The following is a 20,329-nucleotide window of genomic DNA, read 5'->3' as shown; positions in this document are numbered from 1 at the left end:
CGGCGGGCCCCGGGCGGGGCGGCGGCTCCACGGCCGGGAGGCGACGATGCCCGCAGCGCGCGAGGCCCTGCTCGACGCGGCGGCCCTGGCCGTCGGTGAACGCCCCTGGAGCGCGGTGCGGATGGTGGACGTCGCCCGCGCCGCCGGGGTCTCCCGGCAGACCCTCTACAACGAGTTCGGCAGCAAGGACGGACTCGCGCGGGCCCTGTTGTGCCGGGAGGTCGACGCCTTTCTGCGGGGCGTGGAACGGATCGCGGCCCTGCCCGGCGACACCGTCGCCGACCGGCTCGTCCCGCTCGCCGAGTGGACCGTCGACCGGCTGACGGCGAGACCGCTGCTGCGGGGGCTGCTCACCGGCTGCCGGGACACCGCCCTGCCCGCGCCCCCGCCCTTGCCGGACGGTCCGACCGGGCGCACGGTCCCCGCGCGGCGCCGCGCCGACGGCGGGCCGCCGGACCCCGCCGGACTGCTGGCCGCCGTACGGCGGCGGTCCCTCGCGGCGGTCGCCCGCGCCGGACGGCAGCAGTCCGGCGCGGGCGGGGCGGAGGCCGTTCCGTACGGGCTGCCCGTGCGTTGTGAACTCGCCGTGCGGCTGGCCCTGTCCTACGCGATCGCGCCCACCGGCGACGGGGTCGGCGCGCTGGTGCGGACCGCGTTCGGTGCCGGGGAGCCCGGGGTCAGTGGGCCGAGCCGGAGAGCTGGAGGCCGATGACCCCGCAGATCACCAGGGAGATCGAGACGATCTTCAGGGCGGAGACCACGTCGCCGAGGAAGACCATCCCGTAGATGGCGGTGCCGGCCGCGCCGATGCCCGTCCACACGGCGTACGCGGGGCCAACGTCCAGCCTGCGCAGGGCGAGGGTGAGGAGGCCGAAGCTGCCCAGGGCGAAGACCGCGAAGGCGAGGGTGGGCCAGAGCCGGGTGAAGCCGTGGGAGAGCTTCAGGCACACCGCGAACCCGGTCTCCAGCAGTCCGGCGACCACTACGAGCAGCCACGCCATCGGACCTCGACCTCCCACGTCGTCGGTGACTGCTTTGGTCGCACTCGCGCCGATTATGCCCTCACCGACGGCCGCGACAGGTGACCCGCCGACGCCTGTCCCGCCCGCGCGTCGAGTCCGACGGGACGTCAGTCGCCCTCGCGCCGCTCGCGGGTCGAGAGCAGCCGCCGCAGCGAGTAGAGACGGGCCGGGTCCGCGTGCCCCTCGGTCACCCAGTCGTCCAGGGCGCAGTCCGGTTCGTCGTGGGAGCAGGCGCGCGGGCAGCCCTCCGTCCCCGGGACCAGGTCCGGGAAGGCGTGGATCACCCGTGAGGGGTCGACATGGTTCAGACCGAAGGAGCGCACTCCCGGTGTGTCGATCACCCAGCCCGCCCGGTCGCCCGTGGCGGCCTCGCCGCCGCCCGCGGCGGCCAGCGGCAGGGCGAGGGCGGAGGTGGTGGTGTGGCGGCCGCGGCCGGTGACCGCGTTGACGTGCCCGGTGATCCGGCGCCGGTCCTCCGGCACCAGGGCGTTCACCAGGGTGGTCTTGCCGACGCCGGAGTGGCCGACGAAGGCCGTGGTCCGCCCGGCCAGATGCTCCCGGACCCGGTCGGCGGCCACACCGTCCACGAACTCCTCACGGGTGGTGACCACATGGGGCACGCCCAGGGCGCCGTACATCTCCAGGAGTTCCCCCGGGGCGGCGAGATCCGACTTGGTCAGCACCAGCAGCGGCTCCAGCCCGCCGTCGTACGCGGCGACCAGACAGCGGTCGATCAGCCGGGGCCGCGGTTCGGGGTCGGCGAGGGCGGTGACGACGGCGAGCTGGTCGGCGTTGGCGACGACCACCCGCTCGAACGGGTCGTCGTCGTCCGCGGTGCGCCGCAGCACCGAGGAGCGCTCCTCGATGCGCACGATCCGGGCCAGGGTGTCCTTGTCGCCCGACAGGTCACCGACGATGCCGACCCGGTCCCCGACGACCGCCGCCTTGCGGCCCAGTTCGCGGGCCTTCATCGCGACCACCACCCGGTCGTCGACCAGGCAGGTCAGCCGGCCCCGGTCCACGGTGAGGACCATGCCCTCGGCCGCGTCCTCGTGCTTGGGGCGGATGCTGGTGCGCGGGCGGTTCCCCTTGCGGTTGGGGCGCGAGCGGATGTCGTCCTCGTCGGTGTGCTTGCCGTAGCGGCGCATGGCGTCAGTCCCCGAGCATCTCGGTCCACATCTGCGGGAAGTCGGGCAAGGTCTTCGCCGTGGTCGCCACGTTCTCGACGTGGACGTCCTTCACCGCCAGGCCGATGAGCGCGCCGGCCGTCGCCATCCGGTGGTCGTCGTAGGTGTGGAACACCCCGCCGTGCAGGGTGCGGGGGCGGATGTGCAGGCCGTCCTCGGTCTCGGTGACATCCCCGCCGAGGGCGTTGATCTCCTTGGTGAGGGCCGCCAGCCGGTCCGTCTCGTGCAGCCGCAGATGGGCGACCCCGCGCAGAGTGGAGGGGGAGTCGGCCAGGGCGGCGACCGCCGCGATGCCCGGGGTCAGCTCGCCGACCTCGCTCAGGTCGATGTCGATGCCGTGCACCCGGCCGCCGCCGGTGAAGACCAGGGCCGTGCCGTGCGGGGTGGTGGTCAGCTCACAGGAACCGCCCATCTCGGTGAAGATGTGCCGCAGCGCGTCACCCGGCTGGGTGGTGCGCTCGGGCCAGTCCGGGATGGTGACCCGGCCGCCGGTGACCAGCGCGGCGGCCAGGAACGGCTGGGCGTTGGAAAGGTCGGGCTCGATGGTCAGGTCCCGGCCGAGCAGGGCACTGTGCGCCACCCGCCAGACGTTCGGCTCGCCGCCGGTCTGCGGCTCGTCGACCTGCGCGCCGACCGCGCGCAGCATGTCCACCGTCATCCGGATGTGGGGCAGGGACGGCAGCGGCCCGCCGACGTGCCGCACCTCCACGCCCTGGTTGAAACGGGCCCCGGAGAGCAGCAGCGCCGAGACGAACTGGGAGGACGAGGAGGCGTCGATGCGCACCGAGCCGCCCTCCACCGCGCCGCCGCCGTGCACCGTCAGCGGCAGCGCGCCGCGGTCGTCGTCGTCGATCCGCGCGCCCAGAGAACGCAGCGCCCCGATCACCCCGCCGAGCGGCCGCTCGTAGGAGCGGGGGTCGCCGTCGAAGCGGATCGGGCCGTCCGCGAGGGCGGCGACCGGCGGCAGGAAGCGCATGACCGTGCCCGCGTTGCCCACGTCGACCGAGGCCGGTCCGTGCAGGCCGGACGGGATCACCCGCCATGCCTCGCCCGCGCCCCCGGTGCCACCGGAGGAGCCCGCGGTGCTGGACGAGACCGTCTCCTCGATGCCCACGCCCATCGCCTGGAGGGCGGCGGACATCAGCAGGGTGTCGCGCGAGCGCAGGGGGCGGCGCAGCCAGCCGGGCTCGGAGGCGAGCGCGGCGAGTACCAGGGCCCGGTTGGTCACCGACTTGGACCCGGGCACGGTGATCGTCGCCTCGACGGGGCCGTCGGCGTAGGGAGCAGGCCACAGGGGGTGCACGGTCTCGGTCATGGCCTTCACTTTAGTGGGTGCCGACTGTGCCCCCGATGCGTCACAAACCGAGCAACCAGCGTCCTCCGCCGATCAGGGAGCAGAAGGCGACCAGGTGGAAGAAGCCGAGCCAGACCAGTGCCGGGACGTGGGTCAGCCGGGCGAGCTGGTCCGCGTCCGAGTCCGCCGCCTCGCCGTGGCGCCGCTTGGTCTGGAGCTCGAACACCGGCCGCACCCCGCCCAGGAGCATGAACCACACGGCCGCGTAGGCGAAGGCGGACTGCACATCGGGTCCGGTGAGCCAGGAGATCAGCAGGAACGCGGCGCCGGTGACGGTCACGGTGAGCGCCCCGTAGGCGTTGCGGACCATGACCAGCAGGGCCAGCAGCAGGGCGGTCGCCACCCACAGCAGCAGGGTGACGTGGTGCGCGGCGAGCAGCCAGGCGCCGCCGAGGCCGAGCAGCGGAGCGGCCGTGTAGCCGGCGGCGGCGGTGAGGACCATGCCCAGTCCGGTCGGCCTGCCCCGGCTGACGGTCAGTCCGCTGGTGTCCGAGTGCAGCCGGATGCCCTGGAGCTTGCGGCCGGTGAGCAGGGCGACCAGTCCGTGGCCGCCCTCGTGCGCGATGGTGACCGCGTTCCGTGACAGGCGCCACAGCGGGCCGGGGAGTACGGCGGCCAGGGCGAGGACGCCGGTGGCGACGACGAGCCAGACCTCGGGCGCCGCCTGGGTCCCGGTCAGCCGGTCCCAGAAGTCGCCGAACGCGCCGTCGGCGAGGAACGGGCCGGCGGCTATGGGGTCGGCCGGGGACGGCGTGACCGTTGTGATGACCATTTCGCGGATGGCTCCCTCGGACGGCGTATCGAAGTGGCAGTGTGGCACTTATGTGCGGACGGTATGCAGCGAGTCGGAAGCCCGAGGATCTCGTGGGGCTGTTCCAGGTCGAGCGGTGGGAGCCGGAGGAGGCGCTGGCGCCCGACTGGAACGTGGCGCCCACCAAAGAGGTGTACGCGATCCTGGAACGTCCTCTGAAAGACGCGGACGACCGGCGCCCGGTTCGGCAGATGCGGACCCTGAAGTGGGGCCTGGTGCCCTCCTGGTCGAAGTCGCCCGAGGGCGCCGCGCGGATGATCAACGCCCGCGCCGAGACCGTCCACGAGAAGCCCTCCTTCCGTAAGCCCCTGCTCTCCCGGCGCTGCATCCTGCCCGCCGACGGGTACTACGAATGGGTCACCGGGACCGGCGAGCGGGAGCTGGAGGTCGAGGGGAAGAAGAAGCGCCCCCGCAAGCAGCCGTACTTCGTCACCCCGGCAGACGGGTCCGTCTTCGCGATGGCCGGGCTGTACGAGTTCTGGCGCGACCGCACCCTGCCGGACGACCATCCGCAGGCGTGGTGGGTCACCTGTTCGGTGATCACCACCGAGGCGGAGCGGGGACCGCTGGGCGTGGCCCCGGCCGGGGGCCCGCGCTCGCTCTCCGACATCCACCCCCGCATGCCGCTGATGCTGACCGAGGACCGCTGGGACGCCTGGCTCGACCCGGCCCGCACCGGCATGGACGAGGTGCGGGCGCTGCTCACGGCGCCGCCGGAGGGCCTGATGCGGGCGTATCCGGTGGCCACCGCGGTCAGCAACGTCCGCAACAACGGTCCGGAGCTGCTGGAGGAACTGTCCGGCCCGGAGGAGCCGGTCCTGTTCTGAACGCGCCGGGGCCCGCCGCGGGCCCGGAGCGCGCGGTGGCCCCGGAGCGGCGCGCGGCGGATACGGAGCGGCGTGCGGCCGGCCCGGTTCCGCGGCCCGGCCCCGGGCCGCTCCCGCCGGGCGGCAACGAGGCACCCGGCCCCGCGCCGGGCAGGGCGCCCGCCGCGGTCCCGGATCGGCGCGGGCTCCCGGGGCGCGTGCCGGGAGCGGGCCCCGGGCCCCGGCCCGGCAGGATGGCCCCTGTGACTCGCACGGAAACCATCCCGACCGACGCCGGTGACGCCCGCGTCACCTGGCACCCGGCGGGGGACGCCCGCCTCGTCCTCGCCCTCGGGCACGGAGCCGGCGGCGGCATCGAGGCGCGGGACCTGGCGGCGCTGGCCGCCGCGCTGCCCGCCCACGGCGTCACCGTCGCCCTCGTGGAGCAGCCCTGGCGGGTGGCCGGCCGGAAGGTGGCCCCCGCCCCGAAGACCCTGGACACCGGGTGGCGGGGGCTGTGGCCGAGCCTCGCCGCACCCGGACTTCCGGTGGTGGCCGGCGGGCGCAGCGCGGGCGCGCGGGTGGCCTGCCGCACCGCCGCCCCGCTGGGCGCGGCCGGCGTCCTCGCGCTGAGCTTCCCCCTCCACCCGCCGGGCCGCCCCGAGAAGTCCCGGGCGGACGAACTCCTCGGCGCGGGCAGGCCCACCCTCGTCGTGCAGGGCGCGGCCGACCCCTTCGGCCGCCCGTCGGAGTTCCCCGAGGGCCCACACCGGCTGGTCGAGGTGCCCGCCGCCGACCACGGCTTCGCCGTGCCGAAGCGGTCCGGGATCTCGGAGGCCGAGACCCTGCGCACGATCACGGAGGCCGTGACCGGCTGGATCGCGTCAGTTCGCTGACCGGAAGCCGCCGGGGTGCACGGCCCGGGAATGCGGGGTCCCGCAGTGCTGTTGAGGCGGATGTCAGAGACGAGCATGGAGTAGGGAGTCCACCGCATGGGTACGACCTTCTGCCCGACCGCCGACCGCGCCGACGGGCTGGACTGGACGGTGCTGTCGCAGGGCACGAGCGGTCCGGTTGCCCCGGTGGGCGGTCGCAATGGACAGGCCCCGGCGCACCAAGGTCGACTATTCTCCGATGCGAGCGGGTCCGGTCTCGGCTCCGCCACAGCGTTGGAGGAGGTGGGTCCGGTCACTGGGACCGACGCAGGAACCGACGACGGCCGGGCGGGGCAGTCCGAGGAGACGGCCGGCGAGCGGAACGCCCGATTCGAGCGCGACGCCCTCGGTTTTCTCGACCAGATGTACTCCGCGGCGCTGCGCATGACGCGCAACCCGGCGGACGCCGAGGACCTCGTGCAGGAGACGTACGCCAAGGCGTACGGCTCGTTCCACCAGTTCCGTGAGGGCACCAACCTCAAGGCGTGGCTCTACCGCATCCTCACCAACACCTTCATCAACTCCTACCGCAAGAAGCAGCGGGAGCCGCAGCGCAGTGCCGCCGAGGAGATCGAGGACTGGCAGCTCGCCCGCGCGGAGTCGCACATGTCCACCGGTCTGCGCTCCGCGGAGTCGCAGGCGCTGGACCACCTCCCGGACTCCGACGTCAAGCAGGCCCTCCAGGCGATCCCCGAGGAGTTCCGGATCGCGGTCTATCTCGCCGACGTCGAGGGCTTTGCGTACAAGGAGATCGCGGACATCATGGGGACTCCCATCGGTACGGTGATGTCCCGCCTGCACCGCGGCCGCCGCCAGCTGCGCGGCATGCTGGAGGACTACGCCCGTGAGCGCGGGCTCGTCCCGGCCGGTGCGGGGGAGTCGAACGAAGCGAAAGGCTCGGGCTCATGAGCTGCGGAGAGCCGCACGAGACGGACTGCTCTGAGGTCCTGGACCATCTCTACGAGTTCCTCGACCGGGAGATGCCCGACAGTGACTGCACCAAGTTCGAGGTGCACTTCGAGGAGTGCTCCCCGTGCCTGGAGAAGTACGGCCTGGAGCAGGCCGTGAAGAAGCTGGTCAAGAGGTGCTGCGGCCAGGACGACGTGCCGTCCGACCTGCGCGCCAAGGTGATGGGCCGCATCGACCTGATCCGTTCCGGCCAGGCGGTGCCGGACCAGGACGTGGCGGCGGCCCAGGAGTAGCGGCCGCCGGACGGCAGTCGGCGGTACCGGAGGGCAGAGGCGCGGACCAGCGGGTCCGCGCCTCCCGTGTGTCCCGGGGCCCCGCGTCTCGCGCCCCGGGCGCGCGCCGCCGCCCCGCGCACTCGCGTCACCCGTATGTGCTAACGCCTCCCGAACCGGCCCGGGCGGCTCCCGCAACTGGCTAGCGTGACGCGGGAGTCGAGGAGGCACGGTGGTGACGGCGATACCCAGGGCGGTGTACGCCCTCGTCGCGGCCGCCGTCCTGACCGCGGCCGCCTGCGCCGCCCCCGCCCCGGCCGACCGGACCGTTTCCTGGCCGGCGGTCGGGCTGCTCGCCGCCGTCCACGCGGCGGGCGAACTCCCCGCCCGGGTGCGCCGGGGCGGGACTCCGGCCGCCGCGTCCGGGTCCTTCTTCCCGGTGCTGCTCGCCGCCGCCTTTCTGCTGCCCCCGGCCGCCGCCGCGCTCGTCGCCCTGCCCGGGGCCCTCCTCGGGCCCGCCGAGCCGCCCGCGCCGGCCGTCCGGCGCGCCTGGCGCGCCGCCCGGCTCGCCCTCGCGGTCTGGGCGGCGGCAGGCGTCTTCCGCGCGACCGGCCCCCCGCACGCGCCGGGCGCCCCGGACTTCCCGCAGGTGCTGCTGCCCGCCCTCGCCGCCTCCCTGGCGTTCTGCCTGGTCCTCGCCCTTCTCGACGCACTGGTCCGCGCGGCCGCCGACCCCGTGCCCCGGCCGGTCCGGCGCCTCCTTCCGCCCCTGGCTCCCGCGCCGTACGCCGTGCACGGGCTCGCCGGGCTGATGACGGCCGTGCTGTGGCGGGGGCCGTACGGGCCGCCCTCCGCGCTCCTCGTCCTGCTGCCCATGCACCTGTCCTGCTGGGCCTTCGCCCAGTACCACCGGGAACGGGCCGCCCACCGGGCGACCATCCGCGCCCTGGTCCACGCCGTCGACCTCAAGGACCGCTACACCCGGGGCCACAGCGAACGCGTCGGCCGGGCTTCCGTGCTCATCGCCCGGGAACTGCGGATGGCCGAGGAGAGGCTGGAGACGATCCGCTTCGCCGGGATCCTGCACGACGTCGGCAAGCTCGGCGTTCCCACCCGGGTCCTCCGCAAGGACGGCCCGCTGAGCCCGGAGGAGCGCCGGGTGATCGAGCTGCACCCCGAGTACGGGCACGAGATCGTGCGCGGAATCGCCTTCCTCGACGAGGCCCGCTCCGCGATCCTCCACCACCACGAACGCCTCGACGGCAGCGGCTACCCGTACGGGCTCGCCGGGGACCGGATCCCCGAACCGGCCCGGATCGTGGCCGTCGCCGACGCCTTCGACGCGATGACCTCCACCCGCTCCTACCGGCGCGCCCGCCCGGTCCCGGCCGCGCTGGAGGAGCTGAGGCGCTGCGCCGGGACGCAGTTCGACCCCCGGATGGTGGACGCCCTGGTGCGTGCGGTGCGGCGGGACGGCTGGGAGACCTCGGTCACCTCGGACGAGGCGCCGCCCGCCGGGCCGGTGCCGTCCGCCCGGTCCCGGCACGCGGCGCGGTCCCGGCCGCGGCACGGGGTGCGCGGCGGATGAGCCCGGCGCGGACCGGGGGCGAGCGCACGGCGGCGGCCCGCCACCGCCGTCCGGGCCCGGCCCACGGGGGGCCCGGGCCGGCTGCCCGGGCCGTCGTCGCCGCCGTGCGCTCCGCCGCCTGGGCCCTCGCGCTGCTCGCCCTGGCGTGGACCGTCCGCGACGGGCTCGACGGGCCCGCCCCGGCCCTCGCCTTCGGCGCGTTCGTCGCCGTCGGCGAGCTCGCCCGGTGGGGCGGAGGGGCGGACAGCGGCGCGCGCACCGGCGGCCCGGGGGCCCTCCGGGAACCCGCGCCCCTGGGCGCCGCCGGCGCGCTCGCGTACGCCCTCCTCGGCGAGTGCGCCGGGCACGCCACCGACCACGGTGTCCTCCAGACCGTGGCCGTGGTCCTCGCGGGCGCGCTGGCCGGGGCCGTGCCCCAGGTGGCGCGCGGCGACGAGGCCGTCGCGGACCATCTGGCCCGGCGCGTGCTGACCACCGCCTTCGCCGCCGTCTGCTTCCAACCCCTGCACCAGACGGGCGTCTTGGACCGGGCCCTCGGCCACGGTCCGGCCTACGTCCTGTTCCTGGTGCTGGTGCTGGGGCTCACCGCCCTCTGCGACGCCGTGCTCGCCGCGGCCCTGGCCGCCGCCCGGGCCGCCGGGCCCTTCGGCCCCGCCCTCCGCGACGAGTTGCGGGCCCTCGGCGGCACCGGGGGCGCCGTCTGCGCCACCGGGGCGGTGACCGCCCTCGCCACCGCCGTCGCGGGACTGTGGGCGCTGCCCGTCCTCGGTCTGCCGCTGCTGCTGACCCAGGTGTCCTTCCGCCGGTACGCGGCCGTGCGCACCACCTACCGGCAGACCATCTCCTCCCTCGCCCGGGCCACCGAGATCGCCGGGTACACCCCGCCCGGTCACGCCCACCGCGTGGCGGAACTCAGCGTCGCCGTGGGGCGGGAGCTGCGGCTGTCCGCCGGGGAGCTGGCGGTGCTGGAGCAGGCCGCCCTGATGCACGACATCGGGCAGCTCTCCCTCGTCGACCCGGTGCCGAGGGGTGCCACCGCCCTGCTGCCGCCCGAGGAGCAGCGGCGCATCGCCCTGCTCGGCGGAGCCGTGGTCCGCACCACGGGCGTGCCCGCCGCCGTCGCCGCCGTGGTGGAGCGGCAGGCCGACCCGTACCGCGAGCAGCCGCTGCCCGCCAGGATCGTCCGGGCGGCGAACGCATACGAGGACCTGACCCGGGGAAGCGGAGGCAGTGCGGAGGGGGCGCTGGCCGCGCTGGAGCGGCTGCGGCTGGGGACCGGGCACGACTACGCCCCGGCCGTGGTGGAGTCCCTCGCCCGGGTCCTGGGCCGGGTCCGGCCCGCCGGTGCCCCCGCGGGGCAGGGCATTGGGACCGGTCCCGGAACGGGTCTGGGGCCGCTCCCACCGGGGTAACCCATGGGTAATGAGCGAGCCCCCGACCGGGCATGGTTGGATGCGAAAGAAGGCTTGGAAGCAGGCAGACAGGCATGCGTCGGGGCAGTGCCCGAGCGACCGGCAGGCGGGATACGTGAGGATCTTCGGGAAGGTACGGCATCGGCCGTCCGCCTCGTGGCGGCAGGCCACGGACCGCGCGTTCACGCTGATCGGCGACGGCCGGTACGAGGACGCGGGCGCCCTGCTGACCAGGGCCGCGGACCTGGAGCCCTGGCTGTCGGAGTCCTGGTTCAACCTGGCGCTGCTGCACAAGTTCCGCCACGACTGGGAGCAGGCCCGCGCGGCCGGGCTGCGGGCCGTCGCCCTCCTCGACAAGGAGACCGGCGCCCCGGACTGGTGGAACGTCGGCATCGCGGCCACCGCCCTCCAGGACTGGCCGCTGGCCCGCCGGGCCTGGCAGGCGTACGGCCTGAAGGTGCCCGGCAGCCCCGCCCGCTCCGGGGCCCCCGGCGGCTCCAACGCGGAGCCGGTCGGCATGGAGCTGGGCAGCGCGGCCGTGCGGCTGTCGCCCGAGGGTGAGGCCGAGGTGGTGTGGGGCCGCCGGCTGGACCCGGCCCGGATGGAGGTCCTCTCCATCCCGCTGCCGTCGTCCGGCCGCCGCTGGGGCGAGGTCGTCCTGCACGACGGCGTGCCCAACGGGGAGCGCACCACCAGCGCCGGCCCCTCCTTCCCGGTCTTCGACGAGATCGAGCTGTGGGCCCCCTCACCCGTCCCCACCTGGGTGGTGCTGCTGGAGGCGGCCACCGAGGCGGACCGGGACGCGCTGGAGAAGCTGGCCGCGGACGCCGGTTTCGCCGCCGAGGACTGGTCCTCCTCGGTGCGGCTGCTCTGCCGGTCCTGTTCCGAGGGGAGCATGCCCAGCGCCGAGGGCGAGGGCGAGCACCTGGACCCGCACGACCACAGCGAGCCGGGCCACCCCGGGCCGCTGGGCCACCGTACGGAGGGCGACCTCTGGTCCCCGGAGCGCGAGTGCGGGATAGCGGCCCCCGCCGGTCTGGTGCGCGGGCTGCTGGACGGCTGGGTCGCGGACAGCCCGGACACCCGCGAGTGGCGCGATCTCGAGGAAGTCTGCTGACGCCTGCCCGTAGGCTGTACGGACACAGCGTGACCGGCACCGGTTCCGGGCGCGCGTCGGGCATCGGGTGCACCGGGCACCTCGGGTACTTGCGGTAGTGAGAAGGGCGTACGGCTGACATGGCGTCGCAGCAGGGGACGGACCTGAAGGTCGACGAAGAGGGCTTCGTCGTGGACACGGAGGAGTGCGAGGAGCGTGAGCTCGCCCACCGCGAGCGCGGCACCTCCCGCCCGATCACGGTCGTGGGCAACCCCGTCCTCCACAAGGAGTGCAAGGACGTCACCGAGTTCGACGAGAAGCTCGCCGCGCTCGTCGACGACATGTTCGCCAGCCAGCGGACGGCGGAGGGCGTGGGCCTGGCCGCCAACCAGATCGGCGTGGACCTGAAGGTCTTCGTCTACGACTGCCCGGACGACGACGGGGTGCGGCACACCGGTGTGGTGTGCAACCCGGTGCTGGAGGAGCTGCCGGCCGAGCGGCGCAGCCTCGACGACTCCAACGAGGGCTGCCTCTCCGTCCCGACCGCCTACGCCTCGCTGGCCCGCCCCGACTACGCGGTGGTGCGCGGCCAGGACCTGCGGGGCAACGCGATCAAGGTCCGCGGTACCGGCTACTTCGCGCGCTGCCTCCAGCACGAGACGGACCACCTGTACGGGTACCTCTACATCGACCGGCTCTCCAAGCGGGAGCGCAAGGACGCGCTGAAGCAGATGGCCGAGGGAACCCCGCGTTACCCGGTCGTGGCGAACGACTGAGCCGCGTAACGCCGTTGCCGGGGCCCCGCTCGCCGAGCGGGGCCTCTGGTCCGTCCGGGCGAGGCGGCCACCGGTCTTCAGCGGTGATCGGATCGCCGGTGGTGACCGGATCACCGGTGGTCACCGGATCGTCATTGGGCGGACAAATGGCAGTGGCCCGGGCGCTGTTGACGCGCGTCGACCGTCCCGTCAGTCTCTCCCGTACACCGCCTTCACAGCAGGGAGACGCAATGCTGAGACGAACGGCTCGCCTTCTGTTGTCTATTGTCATGCTCACGGTCGCCGCGTTGACCGGGGTGGTGGCCACGGCCGGCTCCGCGCAGGCCGACGGCTGCTACACCTGGTCGCGCACCCTCTCCCAGGGGGCGAGCGGCGCGGACGTCACCCAGCTCCAGATCCGGGTCGCCGGCTACCCGGGCACGGGCGCGGTCCTCGCGATCGACGGCTCCTACGGGCCCGCCACCGCCGCCGCCGTCAAGCGCTTCCAGTCCGCCTACGGGCTCGCCGCCGACGGCGTCGCCGGACCCGCCACCTTCAACAGGATCTACGCCCTCCAGGACAACGACTGCACCCCGGTCAACTTCAGCTACGCCGAGCTGAACAACTGCAACTCCACCTGGTCGGGCGGCGCGGTGAGCGCGGCCACCGCCAAGTCGAACGCCCTGCGCACCATGTGGAAGCTCCAGGCCCTGCGGCACGCCCTCGGCGACCAGCCGATCCGGGTGACCAGCGGCTTCCGCTCCACCGCCTGCAACAACGCGGTCGGCGGCGCGTCCAACAGCCGCCATCTCTACGGTGACGCGGCCGACCTCGGCGCCGGACCGCACTCGCTGTGCCGGCTCGCGCAGGCCGCCCGCAACCACGGCTTCAACGGCATCCTCGGCCCCGGCTACCCGGGCCACAACGACCACGCTCACGTCGACCACCGGTCCAGCCGCTTCTGGTCCGCGCCCTCCTGCGGTATCTGACCCGAAGGCCGCGCACCCGAAGGCCGCGCACACGGAGGCGGCCCGCACACGGAGGCGGCCCGCACCCCCTGCGACAGGGGGTGCGGGCCGCCTCCGGTGAGCCGTACGGGCCCGATCAGAAGTCGTCGTCGAAGCCCACCGAGCCCTCGACCGCCACCTGGTAGGCGGACGGACGGCGCTCGAAGAAGTTCGTCAGCTCCTGGACGCCCTGGAGCTCCATGAAGGAGAACGGGTTCTGCGAGCCGTAGACCGGCTTGAAGCCCAGCCGGGTCAGCCGCTGGTCCGCGACGCACTCCAGGTACTCGCGCATCGACTCGGTGTTCATGCCCGGCAGGCCGTCGCCGCACAGGTCACGGCCGAACTGGAGCTCCGCCTCGACGGCCTCCCGCAGCATGTCGGTGACCTGCTGCTCCAGCTCCGCGTCGAAGAGCTCCGGCTCCTCCTTGCGGACGGTGTCCACGACCTCGAAGGCGAAGTTCATGTGCATCGTCTCGTCCCGGAACACCCAGTTGGTGCCGGTGGCGAGGCCGTGCAGCAGACCGCGGGAGCGGAACCAGTAGACGTAGGCGAAGGCGCCGTAGAAGAACAGGCCCTCGATGCAGGCGGCGAAGCAGATCAGGTTCAGCAGGAAGCGGCGGCGGTCCGCCTTGGTCTCCAGCCGGTCGATCTTCTCGACCGAGTCCATCCACTTGAAGCAGAACTGCGCCTTCTCGCGGATGGAGGGGATGTTCTCCACGGCCGCGAAGGCCGCGTTGCGGTCCTCGTGGTCGGGCAGATAGGTGTCCAGCAGCGTCAGATAGAACTGGACGTGCACGGCCTCCTCGAAGAGCTGGCGCGACAGGTACAGGCGCGCCTCCGGGGAGTTGATGTGCTTGTAGAGCGTGAGGACCAGGTTGTTCGCCACGATCGAGTCGCCCGTGGCGAAGAAGGCGACCAGCCGGCCGATGAGGTGCTGCTCGGCGGGCGTGAGCTTGGCGAGGTCGGTCACGTCGGAGTGGAGGTCGACCTCCTCCACGGTCCAGGTGTTCTTGATCGCGTCCCGGTAGCGCTCGTAGAAGTCGGGGTAGCGCATCGGGCGGAGGGTCAGCTCGAATCCGGGGTCGAGCAGGTTCTGCTGGTCAGTCATGGCGTACCGGCGCGTGCGCGCCGTCCTTCCGGGTGGGGTGGTGCGGGAGGGGGGTGTCCGGCGGTTCGGGGCCGGACACCCCCGGGGGAGGAGGGGCGGTCGGGTGCCTACTGGCACGCCTCGCAGGACTCGGGGTTCTCCAGGGAGCAGGCCACGGCGTCCTCCGGGGTCGCCTGCACGGGCACCGGGATCGGGGCGGCCGCCGGGGCGCCGGACGCGGCGCGGGCGATCCGGGTGGCCGGACGGGAGCGCAGGTAGTACGTCGTCTTCAGGCCCTGCTTCCAGGCGTACGCGTACATCGAGGAGAGCTTCCCGATGGTCGGCGTCTCCAGGAACAGGTTGAGCGACTGGCTCTGGTCGAGGAACGGCGTGCGGGCGGCCGCCATGTCGATCAGACCGCGCTGCGGGATCTCCCACGCCGTGCGGTACAGCGCGCGGACGTCCTCCGGGACCCAGGTGAAGCCCTGGACCGAGCCGTTGGAGTCGCGCAGCGCCTCGCGGGTCTGCGCGTCCCACACGCCGAGCTTCTTCAGGTCCTGCACCAGGTAGGAGTTGACCTGGAGGAACTCGCCGGAGAGGGTCTCGCGCTTGAACAGGTTGGAGACCTGGGGCTCGATGCACTCGTAGACGCCGGCGATGGAGGCGATCGTCGCGGTCGGCGCGATGGCCAGCAGCAGCGAGTTGCGCATGCCGGTCGCCGCGACCCGGGTGCGCAGGGCGGCCCAGCGCTCGGGCCAGGTCAGCTCCGCGTCGTAGTGGTCCGGGTGCAGCACACCGCGGGCGGTGCGGGTCTCGGCCCAGGCGGGCAGCGCGCCGTTGCGCTCGGCGAGGTCGCAGGACGCCTCGTACGCGGCGAGCATGATCCGCTCGGCGATCTTCGTGGAGAGGGCCTTCGCCTCGGGCGAGTCGAAGGGCAGGCGCAGCTTGAAGAAGACGTCCTGGAGGCCCATGGCGCCCAGACCCACCGGGCGCCAGCGGGAGTTGGAGCGCCCCGCCTGCTCGGTCGGGTAGAAGTTGATGTCCACCACGCGGTCCAGGAAGGTGACCGCGGTGCGCACGGTCTCGTCCAGCCGCTCCCAGTCGATGTCGCCGGTGGCGGTGTCCACGAACGCGCCCAGGTTCACCGAACCGAGGTTGCACACGGCGGTCTCACCGTCGTCGGTGACCTCCAGGATCTCCGTGCAGAGGTTCGAGGAGTGGACGACGCGGCCGGGCTCGGCGGTCTGGTTGGCGGTGCGGTTGGAGGCGTCCTTGAAGGTCATCCAGCCGTTGCCTGTCTGCGCGAGGGTGCGCATCATGCGGCCGTACAGCTCCCGGGCGGGGAGGGTCTTGCGGGCCAGTCCGGCCGCCTCGGCCCTGCGGTAGGCGGCGTCGAACTCCGCGCCCCAGAGGTCGACCAGTTCGGGCGTGTCGGCGGGGGAGAACAGCGACCAGTCGGCGTCCGCCTCGACCCGGCGCATGAACTCGTCCGGGATCCAGTGCGCGAGGTTGAGGTTGTGGGTGCGGCGGGCGTCCTCGCCGGTGTTGTCGCGGAGCTCCAGGAACTCCTCGATGTCCGCGTGCCATGTCTCCAGGTAGATCGCGGCCGCGCCCTTGCGCCGGCCGCCCTGGTTCACGGCGGCGACCGAGGCGTCCAGGGTCTTCAGGAAGGGGACGATGCCGTTGGAGTGGCCGTTGGTGCCGCGGATGAGCGAACCGCGGGCGCGGATGCGGGAGTACGACAGACCGATGCCGCCCGCGTGCTTCGACAGCCGTGCGACCTGGTGGTAGCGGTCGTAGATGGAGTCCAGCTCGTCCAGCGGGGAGTCCAGCAGATAGCAGGAGGACATCTGCGGGTGCCGGGTGCCGGAGTTGAAGAGGGTGGGGGAGGAGGGGAGGTAGTCGAGCCGGCTCATCAGGCGGTAGAGCGCGGCCACTTCCTCCAGGGCCCGCACCGACTCGTCCTCGGCGAGGCCGGCGGCGACGCGGAGCATGAAGTGCTGGGGGGTCTCGATCACGTTCCGGGTGATCGGGTGGCGCAGCAGGTAGCGGCTGTAGAGGGTGCGCAGACCGAAGTAGCCGAAGCGGTCGTCGGCCCCGGTGTCGATCAGCGCGTCGAGCCGGGTGGCGTGCGTGGTGGTGAACGCGGCGGTCCGGTCGGCGATCAGGCCCTCGCGGTGGCCCACGGCGACGGAGGCGGAGAACGACACGGCGCCCTCGCCCGCTGCCTCTTCCGCGATGGTGATCGTGAGCAGACGGGCCGCGAGCCGGGAGTACGCCGGGTCCTCGGAGATCAGCCCGGCGGCCGCGTCGGTGGCGAGGGAGCGCAACTCCGCCTCGTCCGACCCGGCGTGCCGGCCGCGCAGCGCGGCGGCGGCGACCCGGCCGGGGTCGGTGTCGGGCAGGTCGGCCGTCAGTTCGGTCAGGGTCCGCAGCAGTGCGGTACCGGGGCCGTCTTGCTGGACGGCTGAAACCGGATCGGCGGGCGCGATGGTCACAGTGGTGCTCTCCCTCGCTCGGCTCGGGGCCGGCGGGAGGGGGCGGCCGCGCGCACGGGCCCACGGAAACGGGCACCGGCGTGCACGGCGTCCACCGGCCCAACCGCGAGGCCCGGACGTCTGGCGCCCGGGTCGGTCGACCGGGCGGCGGTCGGCAGGTCCTCGGACTCGCGGGCAGCGCGCAGCACACCGCTCACCGTTGCGGGACAGTCCCGGATTCGCACCGGATTCCCCTGCGTCGACAGCGAGACGAGCATACATGTGGGGGCGGCTCGATGACTCACCCCCCACATGTTGTGTCTCCGTGTCGCAAGTGACGGGAAGCGAACGGCCCGCCCGCCCCGCGGACGACCCTGCGGACGGCCCCGCGGACGGTACCCGGCGCCGCTATCGTGGTCCTTGAAGGGAGGGTCCACGACCGTGACCACCGACCGCCCGCACCTGGACTCCGACGAATTCGACGAGGCCTTCCGGATACTGGCCCGCACGACCGAGGGCGTGCGCCTGGAACTCATCGACGGAAAGCTCAGGAGCAAAGCAGTGCCGGACGGGGACCACGGGCGCATCATCGAGTGGCTGACGCGTATCTGCATGCAGGCGCGGCCGGAGCTCTGGCTCTACCCCGACCAGGGGCTCAAGATGCAGGAGTACCGCAAGGGCAGGGCCCGCCCGGACGGCTCCCTGGCGCCGAGCGGAGCCTTCGTCGGGCAGGGCGAGTGGGCGGACCCGGACCAGGTGCTGATGGTCGTCGAGGTCACCTCGTACGATGCGGACACCGACGGACGCGTCCGGGTGGAGAAGCCCCGTGCCTATGCCCGGACCGGCATCCCGCTCTTCCTGCTGATCGACCGGGACAGCTGCGAGGTCACGGTGTACAGCCGCCCCGACGGCGTGCGGTACGAGAACGCCCGCACGGTGCCGTTCGGCAAGGACCTCGAACTGCCCGCGCCGGTGGACATCACCCTGGCCACCGAGCAGCTCAAGGACTGGGTGCACTGATCCGACGGCGAAGGGCCGCCGCTCCTCGTGGAGCGGCGGCCCTTCGTGGTGTGCGGGCGGGGCGGGGGTCAGCAGCAGCGGAAGCCGTTGCGGGGGTCCGCCTCCCGTTCGTCCATGCGGGCGCGTTCGAAGGCGCGGCGGGACATCACGGGGGCCGCGGGGTCGTGGGAGCGGGTGTGGGCGACGTAGCGGTCGTAGACCGTCTCGCCCGACACCTCGCGCACGTACCAGCGGATCCAGGCCACCGCGCGCCGCAGCCGGCCCCGGGTGTCCGTGCTCGTGCCCGCCGCGGCCGTCACGGCCGGCCGCTTCCGGTGGTCTCGTTCTCCGAGGAGGCCGCGGGGGCCGGCACGCCCGCGCCCACCGCGGCGAGTTCGGCCTTCTCCCGCGCGGTCGGGAACAGCCCGTCGGGTGCGACGATCTTCGACTTGACGTACGGGGTCTCGGCGAGGCGCACGCCGTCCGGGTCGCTGATGGCCTTCCAGCAGACCCGGCCCGCGTCGGCCAGCACGATCACGATGAGCACGGCGAACAGCGCGCAGAGCACCCCGTCCACGGTGGAGTTGGTGACGATGGTGTGCATGTCGTCCATCGACTTCGCCGGGGCGAGGACCTCGCCCGACTCGATGCCGGCCTGGTACTTGTCGCGCTGGGCGAAGAAGCCCACCTTCGGGTCGCTGGAGAAGATCTTCTGCCAGCTCGCGGTGAGGGTGACCGTCACGTCCCAGGCGAGCGGCACCGCCGTCACCCACGCCCACTTCAGGCGGCCGGACTTGACCAGCAGGGTGGTGCAGACCGCGAGGGCGACCGCCGCCAGCAGCTGGTTGGCGATGCCGAACAGCGGGAAGAGCTGGTTGATGCCGCCGAGCGGGTCGTGCACGCCGACCCAGAGGAAGTAGCCCCAGCCGCCGACCACCACCGCGCTGGCGAACCAGACGCCGGGCTTCCAGCTCACCTGCTTCATCGGCTTGTAGACGTTGCCCAGCATGTCCTGGAGCATGAACCGGCCCACCCGGGTGCCCGCGTCGACCGTGGTCAGGATGAACAGGGCCTCGAACATGATCGCGAAGTGGTACCAGAACGCCTTCATGCCCGCGCCGCCGATCACCGCGGCGAAGATCTCCGACATACCGAGCGCGAAGGTCGGCGCGCCACCCGTGCGGGAGAGCAGGCTCGCCTCCTCGACGTCCTTGGCGGCCTGCGCCAGCAGATCCGGTGAGACGGTGAAGCCGAAGTTGGCGACGGCCTGGGAGGCGGAGTCCACGGTCGTGCCGATGACCCCGGCGGGGGAGTTGATCGCGAAGTAGAGCCCCGGGTCGAGGATGCTCGCGCAGATCATGGCCATGATGGCGACGAAGGACTCGGTCAGCATCGCGCCGTAGCCGATCATCCGGACCTGGGTCTCCTTCTGGATCATCTTCGGGGTGGTGCCCGAGGAGACCAGGGAGTGGAAGCCGGAGAGCGCGCCGCAGGCGATGGTGATGAAGACGAACGGGAACAGCGACCCGGAGAAGACCGGCCCCTGCCCGTTGCTCGCGAAGTCCGTGATCGACGGCATCTTGAGCACCGGCGTCGCGACGATCACGCCCACCGCGAGCAGCACGATGGTGCCGATCTTCATGAAGGTGGAGAGGTAGTCGCGCGGCGCGAGCAGCAGCCAGACCGGCAGCACCGACGCGAAGAAGCCGTAGGCCACCATCCAGATGACGAGGGTGCCCGGCTCCAGGGTGAAGAAGTCGGCGAGGGAGGAGTCCGCGACCCAGCCGCCCGCGACGATCGCCAGCAGCAGCAGGGCGACGCCGATGACGGACACTTCGGAGACCTTGCCCGGCCGCAGGGTGCGCAGGTAGACGCCCATGAACAGGGCGATCGGGATGGTCATGCCGATGGAGAACACACCCCACGGGGAGTGCGCCAGGGCGTTCACGATCACCAGGGCCAGTACCGCCAGCAGGATGATCATGATGATGAACACGGCGAGCAGGGCGGCGGCGCCGCCGAACGGGCCGATCTCGTCCCGCGCGATCTGGCCCAGCGAACGGCCGTCGCGGCGGGTGGAGAAGAACAGGGTGACCATGTCCTGGACGGCGCCCGCGAAGATCACGCCCGCGACGATCCAGATGGTTCCCGGCAGATAGCCCATCTGCGCCGCGAGGATCGGGCCGACCAGCGGTCCGGCGCCGGCGATGGCGGCGAAGTGGTGACCGAAGAGCACCCGGCGGTCGGTGGGGTGGAAGTCGACACCGTTGTCCAGGCGTTCGGCCGGGGTGGCTCTGGTGCGGTCCGCCTTCAGTACGCGGTACTGGATGAAGCGCGCGTAGAAGCGGTAGGCGATGGCGTAGGACCCGAGGGCGGCCGCCAGCATCCAGACGGCGGAGATCTCCTCGCCCCGGGACAGGGCCAGCACGCTCCAGCCGACCGCGCCCACCAGAGCGACGAGAACCCAGACCGCTATGGACCGCGGATTCAGGTTCCGCCGCGGTGTGTTCGTTGGTGCCGGCTCTGCCATGGTGTGGCTCCCGTCCCGTGTGATCGCCGGTAACGCGCAGGAAATCTAGGCGACCTGCCTCTTCGGCGGAAGCCCGGCTCGA

Annotated in this window: 19 protein-coding genes and 1 riboswitch; of the genes, 11 read left to right on the top strand and 8 right to left on the bottom strand. The window is 73.1% G+C overall.

What is annotated here, in order from left to right:
* Positions 1-46 precede the first annotated feature (46 nt).
* Positions 47-712 (top strand): TetR/AcrR family transcriptional regulator, encoded by a 666-nt coding sequence (locus C593_RS0101665; protein WP_018845571.1) that lies wholly within the window; start codon positions 47-49, stop codon positions 710-712.
* Here the strand turns inward: C593_RS0101665 and C593_RS0101660 are convergent.
* The 4 genes from C593_RS0101660 to C593_RS0101645 all read right to left on the bottom strand — a co-directional run bounded on the left by C593_RS0101660 (position 678) and on the right by C593_RS0101645 (position 4,335).
* Positions 678-1,001, bottom strand: a complete 324-nt coding sequence (locus C593_RS0101660; RefSeq protein ID WP_018845570.1) for a DMT family transporter — start codon at positions 999-1,001, stop codon at positions 678-680. The two genes, C593_RS0101665 and C593_RS0101660, sit on opposite strands and share 35 nt — an antisense overlap.
* Positions 1,002-1,129: 128 nt before the next feature.
* A complete protein-coding gene (gene rsgA, locus C593_RS0101655; protein ID WP_018845569.1) occupies positions 1,130-2,170 on the bottom strand; it encodes a ribosome small subunit-dependent GTPase A in 1,041 nt (346 codons plus the stop codon).
* A 4-nt stretch (positions 2,171-2,174) separates the two neighbouring features.
* The gene (aroA, locus tag C593_RS0101650; RefSeq protein WP_018845568.1) at positions 2,175-3,524 is read right to left on the bottom strand and encodes a 3-phosphoshikimate 1-carboxyvinyltransferase; all 1,350 of its coding nucleotides are present in this window, start codon (positions 3,522-3,524) and stop codon (positions 2,175-2,177) included.
* A gap of 40 nt (positions 3,525-3,564) precedes the next feature.
* Positions 3,565-4,335: a M50 family metallopeptidase gene (locus C593_RS0101645; protein WP_018845567.1), complete on the bottom strand. Its 771-nt coding sequence runs from the start codon at positions 4,333-4,335 to the stop codon at positions 3,565-3,567.
* A gap of 50 nt (positions 4,336-4,385) precedes the next feature.
* Between C593_RS0101645 and C593_RS0101640 the strand changes: the two genes are divergently transcribed.
* From C593_RS0101640 to C593_RS0101600, 9 genes are all read left to right on the top strand, one after another.
* On the top strand, positions 4,386-5,201 hold the full coding sequence (locus tag C593_RS0101640; RefSeq protein ID WP_026277257.1) for an SOS response-associated peptidase: 816 nt from the start codon (positions 4,386-4,388) through the stop codon (positions 5,199-5,201).
* Between the two features lie 233 nt (positions 5,202-5,434).
* Positions 5,435-6,076 carry an alpha/beta family hydrolase gene (locus C593_RS0101635; RefSeq protein WP_026277256.1) on the top strand — a complete coding sequence of 214 codons (642 nt, stop codon included), beginning with the start codon at positions 5,435-5,437 and terminating at the stop codon, positions 6,074-6,076.
* Positions 6,077-6,358: 282 nt separating this feature from the next.
* On the top strand, positions 6,359-7,024 hold the full coding sequence (locus C593_RS0101630; RefSeq protein ID WP_018845564.1) for a sigma-70 family RNA polymerase sigma factor: 666 nt from the start codon (positions 6,359-6,361) through the stop codon (positions 7,022-7,024).
* On the top strand, positions 7,021-7,317 hold the full coding sequence (gene rsrA, locus C593_RS0101625) for a mycothiol system anti-sigma-R factor (RefSeq protein WP_018845563.1): 297 nt from the start codon (positions 7,021-7,023) through the stop codon (positions 7,315-7,317). The genes C593_RS0101630 and rsrA overlap by 4 nt, the downstream gene beginning before the upstream one ends.
* Positions 7,318-7,531: 214 nt before the next feature.
* A complete protein-coding gene (locus C593_RS0101620) occupies positions 7,532-8,884 on the top strand; it encodes an HD-GYP domain-containing protein (protein ID WP_037744509.1) in 1,353 nt (450 codons plus the stop codon).
* Positions 8,881-10,296 (top strand): hypothetical protein, encoded by a 1,416-nt coding sequence (locus tag C593_RS0101615; RefSeq protein ID WP_018845561.1) that lies wholly within the window; start codon positions 8,881-8,883, stop codon positions 10,294-10,296. Before C593_RS0101620 ends, C593_RS0101615 begins: the two co-directional genes overlap by 4 nt.
* Before the next feature lie 115 nt (positions 10,297-10,411).
* A complete protein-coding gene (locus C593_RS0101610; protein ID WP_018845560.1) occupies positions 10,412-11,413 on the top strand; it encodes a hypothetical protein in 1,002 nt (333 codons plus the stop codon).
* A gap of 119 nt (positions 11,414-11,532) precedes the next feature.
* Positions 11,533-12,168, top strand: a complete 636-nt coding sequence (gene def, locus C593_RS0101605) for a peptide deformylase (protein WP_018845559.1) — start codon at positions 11,533-11,535, stop codon at positions 12,166-12,168.
* A gap of 230 nt (positions 12,169-12,398) precedes the next feature.
* Entirely contained in the window at positions 12,399-13,136 is a 738-nt protein-coding gene (locus C593_RS0101600) for a D-Ala-D-Ala carboxypeptidase family metallohydrolase (RefSeq protein WP_037744390.1), read from the top strand.
* Positions 13,137-13,251: 115 nt separating this feature from the next.
* Here C593_RS0101600 and C593_RS0101595 read toward each other — a convergent pair whose 3' ends face one another.
* Positions 13,252-14,262: a ribonucleotide-diphosphate reductase subunit beta gene (locus C593_RS0101595; RefSeq protein WP_018845557.1), complete on the bottom strand. Its 1,011-nt coding sequence runs from the start codon at positions 14,260-14,262 to the stop codon at positions 13,252-13,254.
* A gap of 107 nt (positions 14,263-14,369) precedes the next feature.
* On the bottom strand, positions 14,370-16,739 hold the full coding sequence (locus tag C593_RS0101590; protein WP_018845556.1) for a ribonucleoside-diphosphate reductase subunit alpha: 2,370 nt from the start codon (positions 16,737-16,739) through the stop codon (positions 14,370-14,372).
* A gap of 136 nt (positions 16,740-16,875) precedes the next feature.
* A riboswitch (cobalamin riboswitch) is annotated at positions 16,876-16,997 on the bottom strand.
* Positions 16,998-17,159: 162 nt separating this feature from the next.
* On the opposite strand from C593_RS0101590, the gene C593_RS0101585 reads away from it, so the two are divergent.
* The gene (locus C593_RS0101585) at positions 17,160-17,738 is read left to right on the top strand and encodes a Uma2 family endonuclease (protein ID WP_018845555.1); all 579 of its coding nucleotides are present in this window, start codon (positions 17,160-17,162) and stop codon (positions 17,736-17,738) included.
* A 68-nt stretch (positions 17,739-17,806) separates the two neighbouring features.
* Here the strand turns inward: C593_RS0101585 and C593_RS0101580 are convergent, their stop codons facing one another.
* Both C593_RS0101580 and C593_RS0101575 read right to left on the bottom strand, forming a co-directional pair.
* Positions 17,807-18,037, bottom strand: a complete 231-nt coding sequence (locus C593_RS0101580; RefSeq protein WP_018845554.1) for a YbdD/YjiX family protein — start codon at positions 18,035-18,037, stop codon at positions 17,807-17,809.
* Positions 18,034-20,247, bottom strand: coding sequence for a carbon starvation CstA family protein (locus C593_RS0101575; protein WP_199789976.1), 2,214 nt, complete (start codon positions 20,245-20,247; stop codon positions 18,034-18,036). Before C593_RS0101575 ends, C593_RS0101580 begins: the two co-directional genes overlap by 4 nt.
* Between the last annotated feature and the right edge of the window lie 82 nt (positions 20,248-20,329).

It is taken from the genome of Streptomyces sp. CNT372, from assembly GCF_000377145.1.
This window is presented reverse-complemented; position numbering and strand designations above follow the sequence as displayed.

Excerpts from the sequence above, each read along its gene's own strand:
- C593_RS0101615 (WP_018845561.1), top strand. The coding sequence starts at position 8,881 with ATGAGCCCGGCGCGGACCGGGGGCGAGCGCACGGCGGCGGCCCGCCAC.
- C593_RS0101575 (WP_199789976.1), bottom strand. The coding sequence starts at position 20,247 with ATGGCAGAGCCGGCACCAACGAACACACCGCGGCGGAACCTGAATCCG.
- aroA (WP_018845568.1), bottom strand. The coding sequence starts at position 3,524 with ATGACCGAGACCGTGCACCCCCTGTGGCCTGCTCCCTACGCCGACGGC.
- C593_RS0101665 (WP_018845571.1), top strand. The coding sequence starts at position 47 with ATGCCCGCAGCGCGCGAGGCCCTGCTCGACGCGGCGGCCCTGGCCGTC.
- C593_RS0101600 (WP_037744390.1), top strand. The coding sequence starts at position 12,399 with ATGCTGAGACGAACGGCTCGCCTTCTGTTGTCTATTGTCATGCTCACG.
- rsgA (WP_018845569.1), bottom strand. The coding sequence starts at position 2,170 with ATGCGCCGCTACGGCAAGCACACCGACGAGGACGACATCCGCTCGCGC.
- C593_RS0101645 (WP_018845567.1), bottom strand. The coding sequence starts at position 4,335 with ATGGTCATCACAACGGTCACGCCGTCCCCGGCCGACCCCATAGCCGCC.
- C593_RS0101660 (WP_018845570.1), bottom strand. The coding sequence starts at position 1,001 with ATGGCGTGGCTGCTCGTAGTGGTCGCCGGACTGCTGGAGACCGGGTTC.
- C593_RS0101640 (WP_026277257.1), top strand. The coding sequence starts at position 4,386 with ATGTGCGGACGGTATGCAGCGAGTCGGAAGCCCGAGGATCTCGTGGGG.
- def (WP_018845559.1), top strand. The coding sequence starts at position 11,533 with ATGGCGTCGCAGCAGGGGACGGACCTGAAGGTCGACGAAGAGGGCTTC.
- C593_RS0101595 (WP_018845557.1), bottom strand. The coding sequence starts at position 14,262 with ATGACTGACCAGCAGAACCTGCTCGACCCCGGATTCGAGCTGACCCTC.
- rsrA (WP_018845563.1), top strand. The coding sequence starts at position 7,021 with ATGAGCTGCGGAGAGCCGCACGAGACGGACTGCTCTGAGGTCCTGGAC.
- C593_RS0101635 (WP_026277256.1), top strand. The coding sequence starts at position 5,435 with ATGGCCCCTGTGACTCGCACGGAAACCATCCCGACCGACGCCGGTGAC.